The following is a 14,101-nucleotide window of genomic DNA, read 5'->3' on the forward strand; positions in this document are numbered from 1 at the left end:
CGAAAAATGCCGATAAAAAAGGAGCGCAGGCAAAAGAACGGTAGGAAAAAACCGTGACAAATACACCTTAAATCATTAAAATTGTTTAAGAATTATAAAAAATGAACAAAAAAACGTTTTATATTAGGCTTTATAACTAAAAAAATAATATAAAAGTACTACTTACTTTAATTCTTTAAGCTGATTGGATTTTAAATGAAGGTATGAGATACTTATTTTAGTAAAATGAAACGGCTACGCGCTCGTTTTTTTAACTATAAAATAATTTTTTTGGGAGGAATATAATAATGAAAGCAATTTATCAGGCAGAGACTTGTAAGCTCGGTATGAACGAGAATTTCCCGGATCCCGTAAAGGACGGAAAGAGACCGATAATGAAGGTAGAATACTGCGGCATCTGCGGCTCCGACGTACACAGCTGGGAGAAAGAGGGCGACCAGCTCATCAAGGGCCTCGTGCTCGGTCACGAGTTTGCGGGCAAGATAGTAGACCCCGGTGACAGAGCAGACCTTAAGGTAGGCGACAGAGTTACCTGCGTTCCGATCACTCCGTGCGGCGAATGCGAATGGTGCAAGTCCGGCAGAACGTTCATGTGCGGCCACAATCTGTATTCTCCCGGCATATTCTTCCCGGATAAGCCCGGCGCGCTTGCTGAATACTTCCAGCCGTTAAAGAGCGAATACATAAAGAAGGTTCCCGACAACGTACCGCTCGACGTAGCAGCTATGGTAGAGCCGGCCGGCATAGGACTCAGAGGCTGCCAGGCTATCGACGTAGGCCCCGGCGACAAGGTGCTCGTAGCCGGCGGCGGCATCATCGGCTCGATGTGCGCAAACTGGGCAAAGGCCCTCGGCGCAGACTACGTAGCAATGACCGAGCTCAACCCCGCACGCGCAAAGATGGCGCTTGAGATGGGGGTTGTTGACGACGTTTTCGATCCCACCGAGGAAGGCGTTGAGGAGAAGATAAATCCGAAGATAGACGGCGGATACAGAGCAGGCGGCGGCTTTACGAAGTTCATCGACTGCACCGGCGTTGCCGCTGCAATAAACTTCGGCATGAACTTAACGAAGAAGGCCGGCAAGGTGTCGCTCGTAGGCGTAAACTGGAAGCCCGTTCCGCTCATGACGATAGTTGCGCTTCTGCATCAGCTCACGCTCGTAGGCATCATGTCCTCTCCGACAGACAACTTCGACATAATCTTAAAGGCCGTATCCGAGGGCAAGTTCAATCTGGCTCAGTACAAGACGAAGGAGATAAACTTCGATCTGGGCGAGATACAGGCCGCTTACGAGGAGCTCCACGATCCGAAGAACGAGCAGCTCAAGATCATGGTAAAAGTAGGCGAAGGCGAATAATATACGCGGATCATGCGAATAAACGCGCCGAGATCATAGGTTACGATAAGACAAAGAGCGGCGCAAGGCCGCTCTTTGCTTTATTTTAAAATTCAAAACATTTAATCATAGATAAGGAGGAATGTTTATGAAAGCGATTTTTCAGGCGGATAAATACAAGCTCGGTATGAACGAGAATTTCCCGGATCCCGTAAAGGACGGAAAGAGACCGATAATGAAGGTTGAATACTGCGGCATCTGCGGCTCGGACATCCACAGCTGGGAAAAGTGCGACCCCGTAGGCCTCGTTTTGGGCCATGAGTTCTCCGGCAAAATAGTTGACCCCGGCGACAGAGCGGACCTTAAGGTGGGCGACAAAGTTACCTGTGTTCCGATAACTCCGTGCGGCGAGTGCGAATGGTGCAAATCGGGCAGATCGTTCATGTGCGGCCACAACCTATACGCTCCGGGCACGTTTTTCGTTGACAAGCCCGGCGCAATGGCGGAGTATTTCCAGCCGTTAAAGAGCGAATACATAAAGAAGGTACCCGACAACGTACCGCTTTACGTTGCGGCTATGGTAGAGCCGTCCGGCATAGGACTGAGAGCCTGCCAGGCAATAGACGTGGGAAAAGGCGACAAGGTGCTCGTTGCTGGCGGCGGCATCATCGGCTCGATGGCCGCGAACTGGGCGAAGACTCTCGGCGCGGATTACGTTGCAATGACCGAGCTAAACCCCGCGCGCGCGAAGAAAGCTCTTGAGATGGGCGTGGTAGACGACGTTTTCGATCCCACCGAGGAAGGCGTTGAGGAGAAGATAAATCCGAAGATAGACGGTGGATACAGAGCGGGCGGCGGCTTTACTAAGTTCATCGACTGCACCGGCGCGGCTGCCGCTATAAACTTCGGCATGAACCTTACGAAGAAGGCCGGCAAGGTATCGCTCGTAGGCGTAAACTGGAAGCCCGTTCCGCTCATGACGATAGTTGCGCTTCTTCATCAGCTCACTTTGGTAGGCATTATGGGCTCTCCGACCGATAACTTCGACTACATCTTAAAGGCCGTATCCGAGGGCAGGTTTGACCTTGCGCGCTACAGAACGAAGCAGATAAACTTCGACTTAGGAGAGATACAGGCGGCTTACGAGGAGCTCCATGACCCGAAGAACGATCAGTTAAAGATAATGGTCAAAGTAGGCGACGGCGAATAATACAAAGATCCGTAAGGCGTATGAACAAAAAGAAAAACGAACGTTTAAGAGAGGAGAAACGACGTGAAAGCGATAGTTCAGGAAGGTAATTTAAAGCTTTATGAGGATAAAATCTTCCCTGATCCCGTAAAGGATGGAAAGAGACCGATAGTAAAAGTTGAATACTGCGGCATCTGCGGCTCCGATGTTCACAGCTGGGAGATAGCTGACAGAACGAAGGGCCTCGTTATGGGCCACGAGTATTCCGGCATCGTGGTAGATCCCGGCGACAGCACGACGCTCAAAGTCGGCGACAGAGTCACCTGCTCGCCCATAACGCCCTGCGGCGAATGCGAATGGTGCAAAATGGGACGCGACGACCTTTGCCCGCAGGATTACTATTCGCCCGGCACGTTCTTTAAAGAGGTGCCCGGCGCTATGGCCGATTATATGCAGCTCGGCAAGTCGGCGTATGTAAAGAAGCTGCCCGACAATATGACGCTTAGGGCTGCGGCTTTGATCGAACCCGCAAATATCGGCTTAAGAGCGTGCCAGTCCGTAAACGTTGAAAAAGGCGACAAGGTTTTGATTGCCGGCGGCGGTATAATAGGCGTTATGTCGGCTCAGTTTGCGAAGTACTTCGGCGCTTCCTACGTTGCCATGACCGAAGTTAATCACGCGCGCGCCAAAAGAGCGCTCGATCTGGGCGTCGTAGACGACGTTTTCGATCCCACCGAGGAAGGCGTTGCAGACAAGATAAACGAGAAAATAGACGGCGGCTACACAAAGGGCGGCGGATTTACGAAGTTCCTTGAGTGCTCCGGTTCTGCCGCGGCGCTGAATTTCGGAATCAGTCTCATGAAGAAGGGCAGCAAGATATCGCTTGTCGGCGTTAACTGGAATCCCGTTCCGATCATGACTGTAGTCGTGCTTTTGCGCCAGATCACGATGGTCGGCATTATGTCGGCTCCGTTTAACGGATTTGACACCGTTATGAAGGCGGCTTCCGAGGGCAAGATCAAGCTTGAGGAGCTTATTACTAAGGAGATCCCCTTTGAGGTCGACGCTGTTCAGGCGGCGTTTGAGGAGCTTCACGATCCTACGAACGAACAGCTTAAGATAATGATCCGCATAGGCGACGGTAAGACGAAATAAATGACAGTAATAAAAGGCCGCCTTTTTAAGAAGGCCTTTGAAACTTAAACAAACAAGGGAGGCAATTAAAATGGGAAAATATGCAAGCTTAAAAGATAAAGTAGTATTCGTAACGGGCGGCGCAGGCGGCCTTGGCAGCGAGATATGCAAGGCGTTCGGCGAGAACGGCGCCAAGGTTGCCGTTGCAAGCCAGAACGAAGAGCGCGGCGCAAAGTCGGTCGAGGCCGTTAAGGCTGCGGGCGGCGATGCATTCTTCGTAAAGGTAGACGTAACGAATGCGGAGTCTGTAAACGCGGCTGTAGCTGCGACCGTTGAAAAGTGGGGCACCATCGACGTGCTCGTAAACAATGCGGGCGGCGGCGGCGGTCTCGCATACCCCAACTTCCACGCCGTAACGGAAGCGGCTTTCGACGCAACGTATCAGCTCAATACGAAGAGCACGTTCCTCTGCATCAAAGCCGTTCACGACATAATGATAAACAAGGGCTACGGCCGCATAGTAAACATTTCGTCCATGGCCGGCCGCACGCCTCAGCCCGAGCTTCCGGCATACTCTGCACAGAAGGCGGCAGTTATCAGCCTTACCAAGACTTACGCGATAGATTTCGCGCCCCACGGCGTGACCGTAAACGCAGTTTGCCCCGGTATCGTTTACACGGTAATGTGGAAGACGCTCGTAAACGTATTCAGAAAGCTGTTCCCCGATATCTACGGAGACAAGACCGACGATGAGATATTCGATGCGGAGATAAAGAAGCGCATTCCGATGCAGCGTCCGCAGACCGAGCGCGACATTGCGAACGCCGTTATATTCCTTGCATCTGACGACGCGCAGAACATAACAGCTCAGACGCTCTCCGTTGACGGCGGCGCAAGCATGTAACGCGGCGTACGGGAAAGGGGATATAAAATATGATAAGGCGGTATAAGGACAGTCCTTTCGGGATGAATATTTATCCATATCCGTCTGAGGACAAGGCGGGAATACAGCACGTATTGGCCACTGCGGCCGACACGGGCGGCGCGGTAAGACAGTTTGCGCGCACTGTGCTCCTTCCCGGATTTGATATCCCGCTCCATCTCCATGAGATCGATATGGAAATAGCGGTGCTTTTGTCCGGATACATTATATATAACGACAATGGCGAGGAATCGCTCGTCGGCCCGGGCGACGTTATGATAGTGCGTGCCGGAGAAAGACACGCCATGAGAAATCCGTTCAAAGAGCCGGCGGTATCCCTGGATATAAATCTTGCCGATCCGCCGAAGGAAATAAAATAACGACTATGAAGCCGAGGCAGCTGCCTCGGCTTCGTTCTGCATGGCGCGAAAGCGTCAGCGGCGCACAAAAAGAGCGGCAGATGAGGTGATCCCCAAAAAGTCAGACTTTTTTAAGCGTAGCGGTATAATAGCTGTTGCGCTGTTTTTTTATATTGCCCCGGCGCGGCGAAATGTGGTATACTCTATATAAATACAAAAAGGTCGGTGAGTATATGGCAGTATTGGAAGTATCGTATTTTTCAAAAACGCTCGATATGCAGTCGTCGATGGGCGTCATATTGCCGCAGAGAGACAACGATTACGGAGTGCCTGTAAAGAAGGGCGTTAAAGCGCCGTATCCCGTCTTATATTTTCTTCACGGGCGCGGCGGCGACCACAGCGTTATGCGCCGCTTTCAGAAGCTTGAGCTTTACGCCCAAACGTACGGCGTAGTGATAGTAATGCCCGACGCGCATCAGAGCTTTTATGCCGATCAGCTCCACGGTTCGCCGTATATCACGTTCCTTTCACAGGAGCTGCCGGGGATAGTGTCGGAGTTTTTCCACGTATCTACGGCGCGAGAGGACACTTACGCGGCCGGTATCTCGATGGGCGGCTACGGCGCGCTCAAGCTCGCCCTTACTTATCCCGAAAAATACGCCGCGTGCGTCAATATGTCGGGTTCGCCAGATATATCGTATTCGATGACGAAGAATCCCTTTTCGCGCGAATCGACGGCGCGGATTTTGGACGCCTCGTTCGGAGGGGCAGAAAACCTCATGGGCTCAAAGGACGATATATACGAGCTTTCACGCCGCCTCGTCGGATCGGGGAAGAGAGCGCCGCGCATTTTTATCACGGTAGGGCGCGACGACGGCTTTGCCGCCATAAACCGCCGGTATTATGAAACTTACGGAAAGGCGCTCGGTATCGAGTACAGCGAACGCGACGGCGGCCATACGTGGGGCTTTTGGCAAAGCAATATAGCGGACGTGTTCAAATGGCTCGATATAAACGGCGATAAAAACAAATAGGGGGTAAAGCATATATGGCACTTGCAGAGGTAAGCTTTTTTTCTGAATTTTTGCGTCAGCAGTATTATATGAACGTAATACTGCCCGAGCAGATAAACGGCTACAGCGCGCTGCCGCCGAAGAAATACGAGCCGCCGTATCCGGTGTTGTATCTTCTTCACGGCACGTCGCAGAATCATACCGACTGGACGAGGTTCTGCGCGCTCGAACGATACGCGCAGCGCACGGGACTCGTTATCGTGATGCCTGCGACGCAGCGCGGCTGGTACACAAATCAAAAGATAGGCTATCCGTTCTACGACTTCTTCACGAAGGAGCTGCCCGTAACGGTGAAGCGCTTTTTCAATATATCCGACAAGCGCGAGGACACGTTCGTCGCGGGCGTGTCTATGGGCGGCTACGGCGCGATAAAGCTGGCGGCAAACTTCCCCGAACGATTCGCGGCGGCGGCAAGCCTTTCCGGCTCGGTCGATATGATATACGTAATAGAGCACTCAAAGCTTCAGACAGAGAAGGCGAAAATGCACAGAAATCTCACGTTCGGAACGCTTGAGGAGATGCGCGAAAGCGATATGGACAACGTATATATGCTGGAAAAACGCCTGAAAGAAGGGACTAAGCTTCCTAAATTCTACGTCTGCTGCGGCGAACAGGATTATCTTCTGCCCGTGAACCGGCACTTCCGCGATATATTCGAGGGCAGGCTCGACATGATATACGTCGAGGGCGAGGGCGCGCACAAGTGGGAATATTGGGACGAGCATATACAGAAGATATTAAAGTGGCTGCCCATACAGAGATGACGAAAAAGGGGAGAAGATATGTTTACGTTTGAGGATTATAAAAAGAGCGCGGACTGCATAAGAAGCATAACGGGCGATATAGATATTGCGCTGGTGCTAGGCTCGGGACTGGGGAAAATAGCCGAAATGCTTGAAGATCCCGTAAAGATACGATTTGAAGACGTGCCTAATCTGCCGCGTTCCACCGTTATGGGCCACGCGGGCGAATTCGTATGCGGAACGCTTCATAAAAAGCGTGTGCTCATTCAGAGCGGACGCTTCCACTATTACGAGGGCAACAGCTTTGAGCAGTCGGCCTACGCCGTGCGGCTCTTTAAGCTTCTCGGCGCGCGCGCGCTGATACTTACCAACGCCGCCGGTGGAATAAACCGCGCGTTTAAGGCCGGCACGATAATGATGATAACAGACCACATAAAATTCTTCGACGAAAGCCCCTTAAGAGGTCCGAACATCGGAGAGTTCGGGCCGAGATTCAACGATATGTCATATGTTTATTCAAAACATTTAAGGTGGCTTGCCAAGGGTACGGCGGCGCGTCTCGGCATAGACTTAAAAGAGGGCGTGTACGCCTTTATGCCGGGGCCGAGCTTTGAAACGCCGGCCGAGATACGCGCGCTCGGGATCTTGGGCGCGGACGCGGTTGGCATGTCTACCGTTGCGGAGGCCATAACGGCGGCGCACTGCTCGCTCGAGCTTCTGGCGTTTTCGTGCATATCAAACCTGGCTGCGGGGCTTTTAGATCAGCCGCTTTCTCATGCGGAGGTCATGGAGGCCGCAAAGCTTGTGGAAAAAGATCTGACCGCGCTTTTGGGCGAGGTAATAAAGGAGATATAAATGAGTATTATTAAAGATATCGGCCTTGCGCCGTCGGGACACGTAAAAATAGACTGGGCAAAGCGCCATATGCCCGTTTTAAATGAGATAGAGCGCGAATTTTTGAGAACTAAGCCGTTTGCGGGCAAAAATGTGCTCGTTTCGGTACACGTTGAGGCAAAGACTGCGTATCTTGCGCTTGTGTTAAAAAGCGGCGGCGCAAATGTGGCCGTGGCGGCCTGCAATCCGCTTTCAACGCAGGACGACGTTGCGGCCGCTCTCGCTGAGAGCGGCGTCGAGACGTTCGCCGTTTACGGCGCTGACGACGAGCTTTATTATAAGTGCCTCGAGGAGGGCTTAAAGACGCGCCCCAATCTTTTCATCGACGACGGCGGCGACCTTGTGCATATGCTCCATACAAAGCGCCGGGATCTTATGGACGGGATCTTGGGCGGTTCGGAGGAGACGACTACGGGCGTTGCGCGCCTTATCGCGCGCTCGAAGCGCGGCGAGCTTGAAATACCGATGATGCTTGCGAACGACGCAATGATGAAGCATCTTTTCGACAACCGCTACGGCACGGGACAGTCCGTTTTCGACGGCATAAACCGCACGACTAATCTTATAGTCGCCGGGAAATGCGTAGTTATCGCGGGATACGGATGGTGCGGCAGAGGCGCGGCTATGCGCGCTAAGGGTATGGGAGCGCGCGTAGTCATAACGGAGATAGACCCGATAAAGGCCATAGAGGCCGTTATGGACGGCTTTGAGGTAATGACGATGGACGATGCGGCGAAAAAGGGAGATCTGTTCATAACGCTTACAGGATGCTGCGATGTTATAACAGAAAAGCATTTCGATACTATGAAGGACGGCGCGGTAATGTGCAATGCCGGACACTTTGATGTGGAGATCGACGTTAAAGCTTTAAAAGAGACGAGCGTATCCTCTTACGAGGCGCGCCGCAATATCGAGGGCTTTAAGCGCTCCGACGGGCGTACGCTCTATCTTCTGGCCGAAGGACGGCTAGTGAATCTGGCGGCGGGCGACGGCCATCCCGCCGAGATAATGGACATGAGCTTTTCGGTGCAGGCGATGACGCTTAAATATATTCTCGACAACGAAGAAAGCCTAAAGCCCGAGGTGTATAAGGTACCCGACGAGATCGACGAATACGTTGCGCGGGTGAAGCTTTCGTCGGGCGGCGTTTCGATAGACAGCCTCACGCCCGAGCAGGAAAGATATCTTTACGGATAATACGCGGCATATTGATTCAGAAGTTGAAAAAGAGAGCGCGGCTTTTCGGCATTTTTGTGGATTTGTCTTGAAAAGCACGCTCTTTTCATGTATAATTTAACCGCATGGATTTGAATTTTCAAAAACAGGGATTCATATACAAGAAAGGAGCAGACAAAAATGAGTTTGGTATTAAAAGAAGTAAAAGACGGCGTTGCTATAATAAGGATGAACAACCCGAAGACGATGAACGGTCTTGACCTTAATATGACGCAGGCCGTTTACGATGCGGTCACCGAAGCGGGAGCCGACGATAACGTAAAGGTAATAATCCTTGCGGGCGAGGGCAAGGGCTTCTGCGGAGGCGGCAACCTTGCCAATATGTATGAAAAGATAAAAAGCGGCGGCAAATTCGATCCTTCCGAGTCGAAGCCCAACATGAACCGCCTGGCAGAGCTTGCATGCTATATGAGAGAAGTGCCGAAGCCCGTTATCACTGTGGTACACGGCGCGGCTGCGGGCGCAGGCGCAAGCCTTGCGTTCGTTTCCGACTTTACTATTTCCACGCCCGAGGCAAAGTATATAATGGCGTTCATAAACGTTGGCCTCGTTCCCGATACGGGCGGCATGTTTTGGATGGTAAAGGCGCTGGGATACAAGCGCGCGACCGAGCTTGCTATGCTGGGCGCTCCGTTTACGGCTGAAGAAGCGCTGAAGATGGGCCTTATCAATAAGATAGTTCCTCAGGAGGAGCTTTGGGACGAGGCTATGAAGCTTGCGAAGAAGTTAAAGAACAAGCCTATCGACTCCGTAAGATTCATTAAGGAAATGGTAAACGAGATAATCATGAAGGACGTAAAGAGCGCCCTCGCTCTCGAAGAAAAGAATATGCTCGCATGCATCGAGACAGATAACTTCAAGGAAGGCGTTTCCGCTTTCATGGAGAAGAGAAAGCCCGAGTTCAACAAATAAGAGGCGCGGCTTAAAATGAAAAGAATATTTGCGTTTGTTTTGACTCTGGCGCTGTTGTTTGCTTTTTCGGCGTGCAGCTCGGATAAAAAAAGCGACGTGCAGGAAGGTAACGAAGCGGCGGCGCAGGAGACAAAGATCTCAGAAGACGTAAAAAAGTCCGTGTCCGGTACGGCCGAGCAGACGGCCAAGGTCCCCGAGCTTGCCGATTACGGATATGACGGCACGATTTTTACGTACGACGGCGTCGATTACGATATGAGCGAAATAGCGCCGCCCACAAATGCCGTAATGAAGGCAGTGCCTGCGGGCAAAAATATCGTTGTAGAGGGACATATAAATCCAAACATGAGCGCATACGCAGTATTTGACAGCGATACCCGCGAGTTTGGGGATATAATATACGGCACAAACTTTATATGGTATGACGACGATGTTTCGACAGGAGTTTATGCATCATGGAACGAGGTCTGCCTGTATGACGGCACTCTCATTGCTTCGCTTGAACTTGGCGAGGGAGAGGTGATCTATGATTTGGCATTCTCAGACGATCGCGCTTCTGTAAATATTACCATATTGAACGATACAAACGAGCGCACAGAGACGGTAGCGCTGGCTGCGGCACAGTAAAACGCATTAAAGAAAAAAGGAGATAACGAAATGAGCCTTGTAATAAAGGAATTACGCGACGGCATATGCATAATTAAAATGAACAGCCCTAAGAATATGAACGCACTTGACAGGGAATTGCGCGAAGAGCTTATATCAGTAATGAGCGAGGCAGCCAAGGACCCCGAGGTGAAGGCGGTAATACTTGCTGCCGAGGGCAAGGGCTTCTGCGCAGGCGGAGACCTGGGCGCAATGTACAAGGACATTAAGACGAAGGGCGGCTTCGACGCGACCGACGAGGATCTGGTAAACGTTGAGAAGCTTGCAGAATGCATGAGGACTATGGATAAGCCCGTTATAGCCGCCGTACACGGCGCGGCTGCGGGCGCCGGAGCAAGCCTTGCGTTCGCAGCGGACTTTACCGTAGCTTCACCCGAGTCGAAGTATATCATGGCTTTTGTAAACGTAGGACTTGTGCCCGACACGGGCGGTATGTTCTGGTTAGTCAGAGCGCTGGGCTATAAGCGCGCCACCGAGCTTGCTATGCTCGGAGAGCCGATAGACGCCGAGACTGCGCTTGAATACGGCCTTATAAACAAGATCGTGCCGCGCGAGGAGCTTCTTGATGAGGCTGTGAAGCTTGCAAAGAAGCTTAAGAATAAGCCCGTCGACTCCGTAAGGTTTATTAAGGAAATGGTCAACGAGATGACAATGAAGGACTTTTGGGAGTCCATGGCAGCGGAAAGAAAGGGCTTCCTTTACTGCATGGAGACAGACAACTTCAAGGAGGGCGTTTCCGCCTTCGTTGAAAAACGTAAGCCTGAATTCAATAAATGATGATCGCGGGCGGTTATGGGGTATCATAGCCGCCCGCAAATTATGTAAAACATACTGTTTTTGCGGCGCATAGCCGCGTTTTTTCTATCTTTTTTCAGACTTTTAATATTGAAAGAAGCGGCATGTTCGTGTATACTAAAACTTAATATACTTAAATAAAAACAAGGAAGGAGCGGTCGTTATGAATTCCGACAGATTTCAAAAGGTGGGACTTACGTTTGACGATGTGCTGCTCGTGCCGGGCGCATCTGACGTTACTCCCGATAAGGTGGACGTATCCACAAAGCTTACAAAGAATATAAAGCTCAATATTCCTCTTATGAGCGCGGCCATGGATACCGTAACGGAGTCAAAAATGGCGATAGCCATTGCGAGAGAAGGCGGTATCGGCGTCATTCATAAGAACATGAGCATAGAGGAGCAGGCTGTCGAGATAGATAAAGTAAAACGAAGCGAAAACGGCGTTATCACAAATCCGTTCTTCCTTTCGCCCAATCATACGATACAGGACGCGGACGAGCTAATGGGAAAATATAAGATATCGGGCGTGCCGATATGCGAGGGCGGAAAGCTCGTAGGTATCATAACGAACCGCGATTTAAGATTTGAGTCTGATTTTTCAAAGAAAATATCGGAATCCATGACGAAGGACAATCTCGTCACGGGCAAGGTCGGCACGACTTTAGAACAGGCGCAGGAAATACTGAGACAATACAAGATAGAAAAGCTGCCTATAGTTGACGACGAGGGATATTTAAAGGGACTTATCACGATAAAAGATATTGAAAAGGCCATAAGATACCCCAATTCCGCGCGCGACTCGAAGAGCAGACTGCTCGTCGGCGCGGCGATAGGCGTGACTGACGACGTGCTTGAGCGCGCCGGGGCGCTCGTGGGCGCAAACGTAGACGTGCTCGTTTTGGACTCCGCTCACGGACATTCGAGCAATATCATGGCGACTCTCAGAAAGGTCAAGGAGACGTTCCCCAATACGCCCGTTATCGCGGGCAACATAGCAACGGCTGCTGCGGCACAGGCGCTTATCGAATCGGGAGCCGACGCGGTAAAGGTCGGCATAGGCCCCGGCTCCATCTGCACGACGCGCGTCGTATCGGGCATAGGCGTACCGCAGATAACGGCGATAGCCGACGTTTGGGAGGTCGCTGCTAAGTACGGCGTTCCCGTTATAGCGGACGGCGGCATAAAGTATTCGGGCGACATCGTCAAGGGCATCGCGGCGGGCGCGAACGTCGTTATGATAGGATCGCTGCTCGCAGGCTGCGAGGAGAGCCCCGGCGAGGAAGAAATATATCAGGGACGCCGCTTCAAGGTTTACCGCGGTATGGGCTCGCTTGCCGCTATGGCGAAGGGCTCGAAGGACCGCTATTTCCAGACAGGCTCGAAAAAGCTCGTGCCCGAGGGCGTAGAAGGCCGTGTGCCGTATAAGGGCAGCGTGTCTGATTCGATATATCAGCTCATCGGCGGACTTCGCTCCGGTATGGGCTATTGCGGCGCGCCGAATCTTGATTATCTGCAGAACAACGCGCAGTTCATACGCATAACGAACGCAGGCCTCAAGGAGAGCCATCCGCACGACATATATATCACGAAGGAAGCGCCGAACTATTCCGTACAGCTTTAAAAACGCACGGTAGACGCACAGGTATTTTTTGCCTGTGCGTTTTTTGTAAATTTTTGTGGACTGATCTCATATAACGTGGTATTATGTAAATTGAATATCCGTACCGCAAAAAAGGGGGGCGATATATGAGACGCAGATCACGAAGGATCATTGCCGCGCTTGTGATCGCGGTCTTGATACTTGCCGGCGTTACTGCGGCGGCGGAGGACGAGCTTATAGTCACGCCGTCGAAGCATAACGTGGAGGTCATGGGAAAGAAGGCCGATCTTCAGGCTTATAACATAAACGGATACAATTACTTCAAGCTTCGCGACATAGTCGAGGCTCTGGGCTTTTACATAGCATGGGACGAGGCGCTTCAGAAGGTGACGGTATCGGACAAGCCCATAAACTCCGGTTCGATATTCATAATGATAGATCCCGGCCACGGGGGAAACGATCCCGGCGCGATGAACAAAAGCGCCGGTTTATATGAGAAGGATATAAATCTAAGCGTGGCGACGAGGCTTGCACAGCTGCTTCGCGACGAGGGATTCATCGTAGGCATGACGCGCACGGACGATATGACTCTCTCGGTAACGGAAAGAATGGATATGATAATCACACGCCGCCCCGATCTTTACATAAGCGTACATCATAACGCCTCTGACGACGCTTCGCGCTCCGGCGCGTACGTGCTGTGCCAGATCGACGATAAGTATGGCGGACGCTCTACGAGGCTTGCGGGCTTTTTGAGAGAAGAATTTGAAAACATAGGTCAGACGTATCTCGGAAACATTTACAGAAGCGGTTCGCGAGGCGATTATTACGGCGTGCTCAGGGCGGCGGCAAGCGTTGGCATTCCCGCCGTCATCACGGAATTTGCCTTTATAGATAATCCGACAGACGTAAAGCTCGTGGACACTAAAGATAAGCGAAAGGCCGAGGCCTTAGCTATTTACAAGGCGGTAATGCGCTTTTTGGACAGGCCCGAAAGCGAGCATTCGAACAGTGAAGAAGAAATAGAGGAGACAAGCGGCGGGACCAACGAGGATGCCCCTTATGAGGACGCATCGGACGATGTTAAAAGCCCCGCCGAGATCCAGCCCTCCGATGTGGGCGGAGCCGATGAGGAAACGGGCGACGGCTATCCGCTCGCAGGAGAAAGCGAGACGGCGGAATAAAAGATGAGCTTTTTACGCTTATCTTGAAAAAATAAAAATACAGCAGTATACTTT

At 51.6% G+C, this 14,101-nt stretch carries 14 protein-coding genes; all 14 read left to right on the forward strand.

Annotation, left to right across the window (positions count from 1 at the left end):
- Nucleotides 1-287: 287 nt before the first annotated feature.
- The 14 genes from IJG50_00900 (at nucleotide 288) to IJG50_00965 (ending at nucleotide 14,047) form a co-directional block, all read left to right on the forward strand.
- A complete protein-coding gene (locus IJG50_00900) occupies nucleotides 288-1,358 on the forward strand; it encodes an alcohol dehydrogenase catalytic domain-containing protein (GenBank protein ID MBQ3378404.1) in 1,071 nt (356 codons plus the stop codon).
- Between the two features lie 127 nt (nucleotides 1,359-1,485).
- Entirely contained in the window at nucleotides 1,486-2,547 is a 1,062-nt protein-coding gene (locus tag IJG50_00905) for an alcohol dehydrogenase catalytic domain-containing protein (protein MBQ3378405.1), read from the forward strand.
- 63 nt (nucleotides 2,548-2,610) lie between these two features.
- The gene (locus IJG50_00910) at nucleotides 2,611-3,681 is read left to right on the forward strand and encodes an alcohol dehydrogenase catalytic domain-containing protein (protein ID MBQ3378406.1); all 1,071 of its coding nucleotides are present in this window, start codon (nucleotides 2,611-2,613) and stop codon (nucleotides 3,679-3,681) included.
- A gap of 70 nt (nucleotides 3,682-3,751) precedes the next feature.
- On the forward strand, nucleotides 3,752-4,564 hold the full coding sequence (locus IJG50_00915) for an SDR family oxidoreductase (GenBank protein MBQ3378407.1): 813 nt from the start codon (nucleotides 3,752-3,754) through the stop codon (nucleotides 4,562-4,564).
- A 29-nt stretch (nucleotides 4,565-4,593) separates the two neighbouring features.
- On the forward strand, nucleotides 4,594-4,962 hold the full coding sequence (locus IJG50_00920; protein MBQ3378408.1) for a cupin domain-containing protein: 369 nt from the start codon (nucleotides 4,594-4,596) through the stop codon (nucleotides 4,960-4,962).
- 212 nt (nucleotides 4,963-5,174) lie between these two features.
- The gene (locus tag IJG50_00925; protein MBQ3378409.1) at nucleotides 5,175-5,975 is read left to right on the forward strand and encodes an esterase family protein; all 801 of its coding nucleotides are present in this window, start codon (nucleotides 5,175-5,177) and stop codon (nucleotides 5,973-5,975) included.
- Nucleotides 5,976-5,989: 14 nt separating this feature from the next.
- Nucleotides 5,990-6,778, forward strand: a complete 789-nt coding sequence (locus IJG50_00930) for a prolyl oligopeptidase family serine peptidase (protein ID MBQ3378410.1) — start codon at nucleotides 5,990-5,992, stop codon at nucleotides 6,776-6,778.
- A gap of 18 nt (nucleotides 6,779-6,796) precedes the next feature.
- Nucleotides 6,797-7,612, forward strand: a complete 816-nt coding sequence (locus tag IJG50_00935; protein ID MBQ3378411.1) for a purine-nucleoside phosphorylase — start codon at nucleotides 6,797-6,799, stop codon at nucleotides 7,610-7,612.
- A complete protein-coding gene (locus IJG50_00940) occupies nucleotides 7,613-8,848 on the forward strand; it encodes an adenosylhomocysteinase (protein MBQ3378412.1) in 1,236 nt (411 codons plus the stop codon).
- Between the two features lie 159 nt (nucleotides 8,849-9,007).
- Nucleotides 9,008-9,799 carry an enoyl-CoA hydratase/isomerase family protein gene (locus IJG50_00945; GenBank protein ID MBQ3378413.1) on the forward strand — a complete coding sequence of 264 codons (792 nt, stop codon included), beginning with the start codon at nucleotides 9,008-9,010 and terminating at the stop codon, nucleotides 9,797-9,799.
- A gap of 15 nt (nucleotides 9,800-9,814) precedes the next feature.
- Nucleotides 9,815-10,426 carry a hypothetical protein gene (locus tag IJG50_00950; protein ID MBQ3378414.1) on the forward strand — a complete coding sequence of 204 codons (612 nt, stop codon included), beginning with the start codon at nucleotides 9,815-9,817 and terminating at the stop codon, nucleotides 10,424-10,426.
- A gap of 30 nt (nucleotides 10,427-10,456) precedes the next feature.
- Entirely contained in the window at nucleotides 10,457-11,242 is a 786-nt protein-coding gene (locus IJG50_00955; GenBank protein MBQ3378415.1) for an enoyl-CoA hydratase/isomerase family protein, read from the forward strand.
- Nucleotides 11,243-11,423: 181 nt separating this feature from the next.
- Nucleotides 11,424-12,884, forward strand: coding sequence for an IMP dehydrogenase (guaB, locus tag IJG50_00960; GenBank protein MBQ3378416.1), 1,461 nt, complete (start codon nucleotides 11,424-11,426; stop codon nucleotides 12,882-12,884).
- 125 nt (nucleotides 12,885-13,009) lie between these two features.
- Entirely contained in the window at nucleotides 13,010-14,047 is a 1,038-nt protein-coding gene (locus IJG50_00965; protein ID MBQ3378417.1) for an N-acetylmuramoyl-L-alanine amidase, read from the forward strand.
- The last annotated feature ends 54 nt before the right edge of the window (nucleotides 14,048-14,101 follow it).

The organism is Clostridia bacterium, from assembly GCA_017405765.1.
Taxonomy (GTDB): domain Bacteria; phylum Bacillota; class Clostridia; order Oscillospirales; family RGIG577; genus RGIG577.

What these genes read in the sequence shown, in the direction of transcription:
- guaB (MBQ3378416.1), top strand. Translation starts at nt 11,424, where the DNA reads ATGAATTCCGACAGATTTCAAAAGGTGGGACTTACGTTTGACGATGTG.
- IJG50_00915 (MBQ3378407.1), top strand. Translation starts at nt 3,752, where the DNA reads ATGGGAAAATATGCAAGCTTAAAAGATAAAGTAGTATTCGTAACGGGC.
- IJG50_00955 (MBQ3378415.1), top strand. Translation starts at nt 10,457, where the DNA reads ATGAGCCTTGTAATAAAGGAATTACGCGACGGCATATGCATAATTAAA.
- IJG50_00930 (MBQ3378410.1), top strand. Translation starts at nt 5,990, where the DNA reads ATGGCACTTGCAGAGGTAAGCTTTTTTTCTGAATTTTTGCGTCAGCAG.
- IJG50_00905 (MBQ3378405.1), top strand. Translation starts at nt 1,486, where the DNA reads ATGAAAGCGATTTTTCAGGCGGATAAATACAAGCTCGGTATGAACGAG.
- IJG50_00920 (MBQ3378408.1), top strand. Translation starts at nt 4,594, where the DNA reads ATGATAAGGCGGTATAAGGACAGTCCTTTCGGGATGAATATTTATCCA.
- IJG50_00940 (MBQ3378412.1), top strand. Translation starts at nt 7,613, where the DNA reads ATGAGTATTATTAAAGATATCGGCCTTGCGCCGTCGGGACACGTAAAA.
- IJG50_00925 (MBQ3378409.1), top strand. Translation starts at nt 5,175, where the DNA reads ATGGCAGTATTGGAAGTATCGTATTTTTCAAAAACGCTCGATATGCAG.
- IJG50_00945 (MBQ3378413.1), top strand. Translation starts at nt 9,008, where the DNA reads ATGAGTTTGGTATTAAAAGAAGTAAAAGACGGCGTTGCTATAATAAGG.
- IJG50_00965 (MBQ3378417.1), top strand. Translation starts at nt 13,010, where the DNA reads ATGAGACGCAGATCACGAAGGATCATTGCCGCGCTTGTGATCGCGGTC.
- IJG50_00900 (MBQ3378404.1), top strand. Translation starts at nt 288, where the DNA reads ATGAAAGCAATTTATCAGGCAGAGACTTGTAAGCTCGGTATGAACGAG.
- IJG50_00950 (MBQ3378414.1), top strand. Translation starts at nt 9,815, where the DNA reads ATGAAAAGAATATTTGCGTTTGTTTTGACTCTGGCGCTGTTGTTTGCT.
- IJG50_00935 (MBQ3378411.1), top strand. Translation starts at nt 6,797, where the DNA reads ATGTTTACGTTTGAGGATTATAAAAAGAGCGCGGACTGCATAAGAAGC.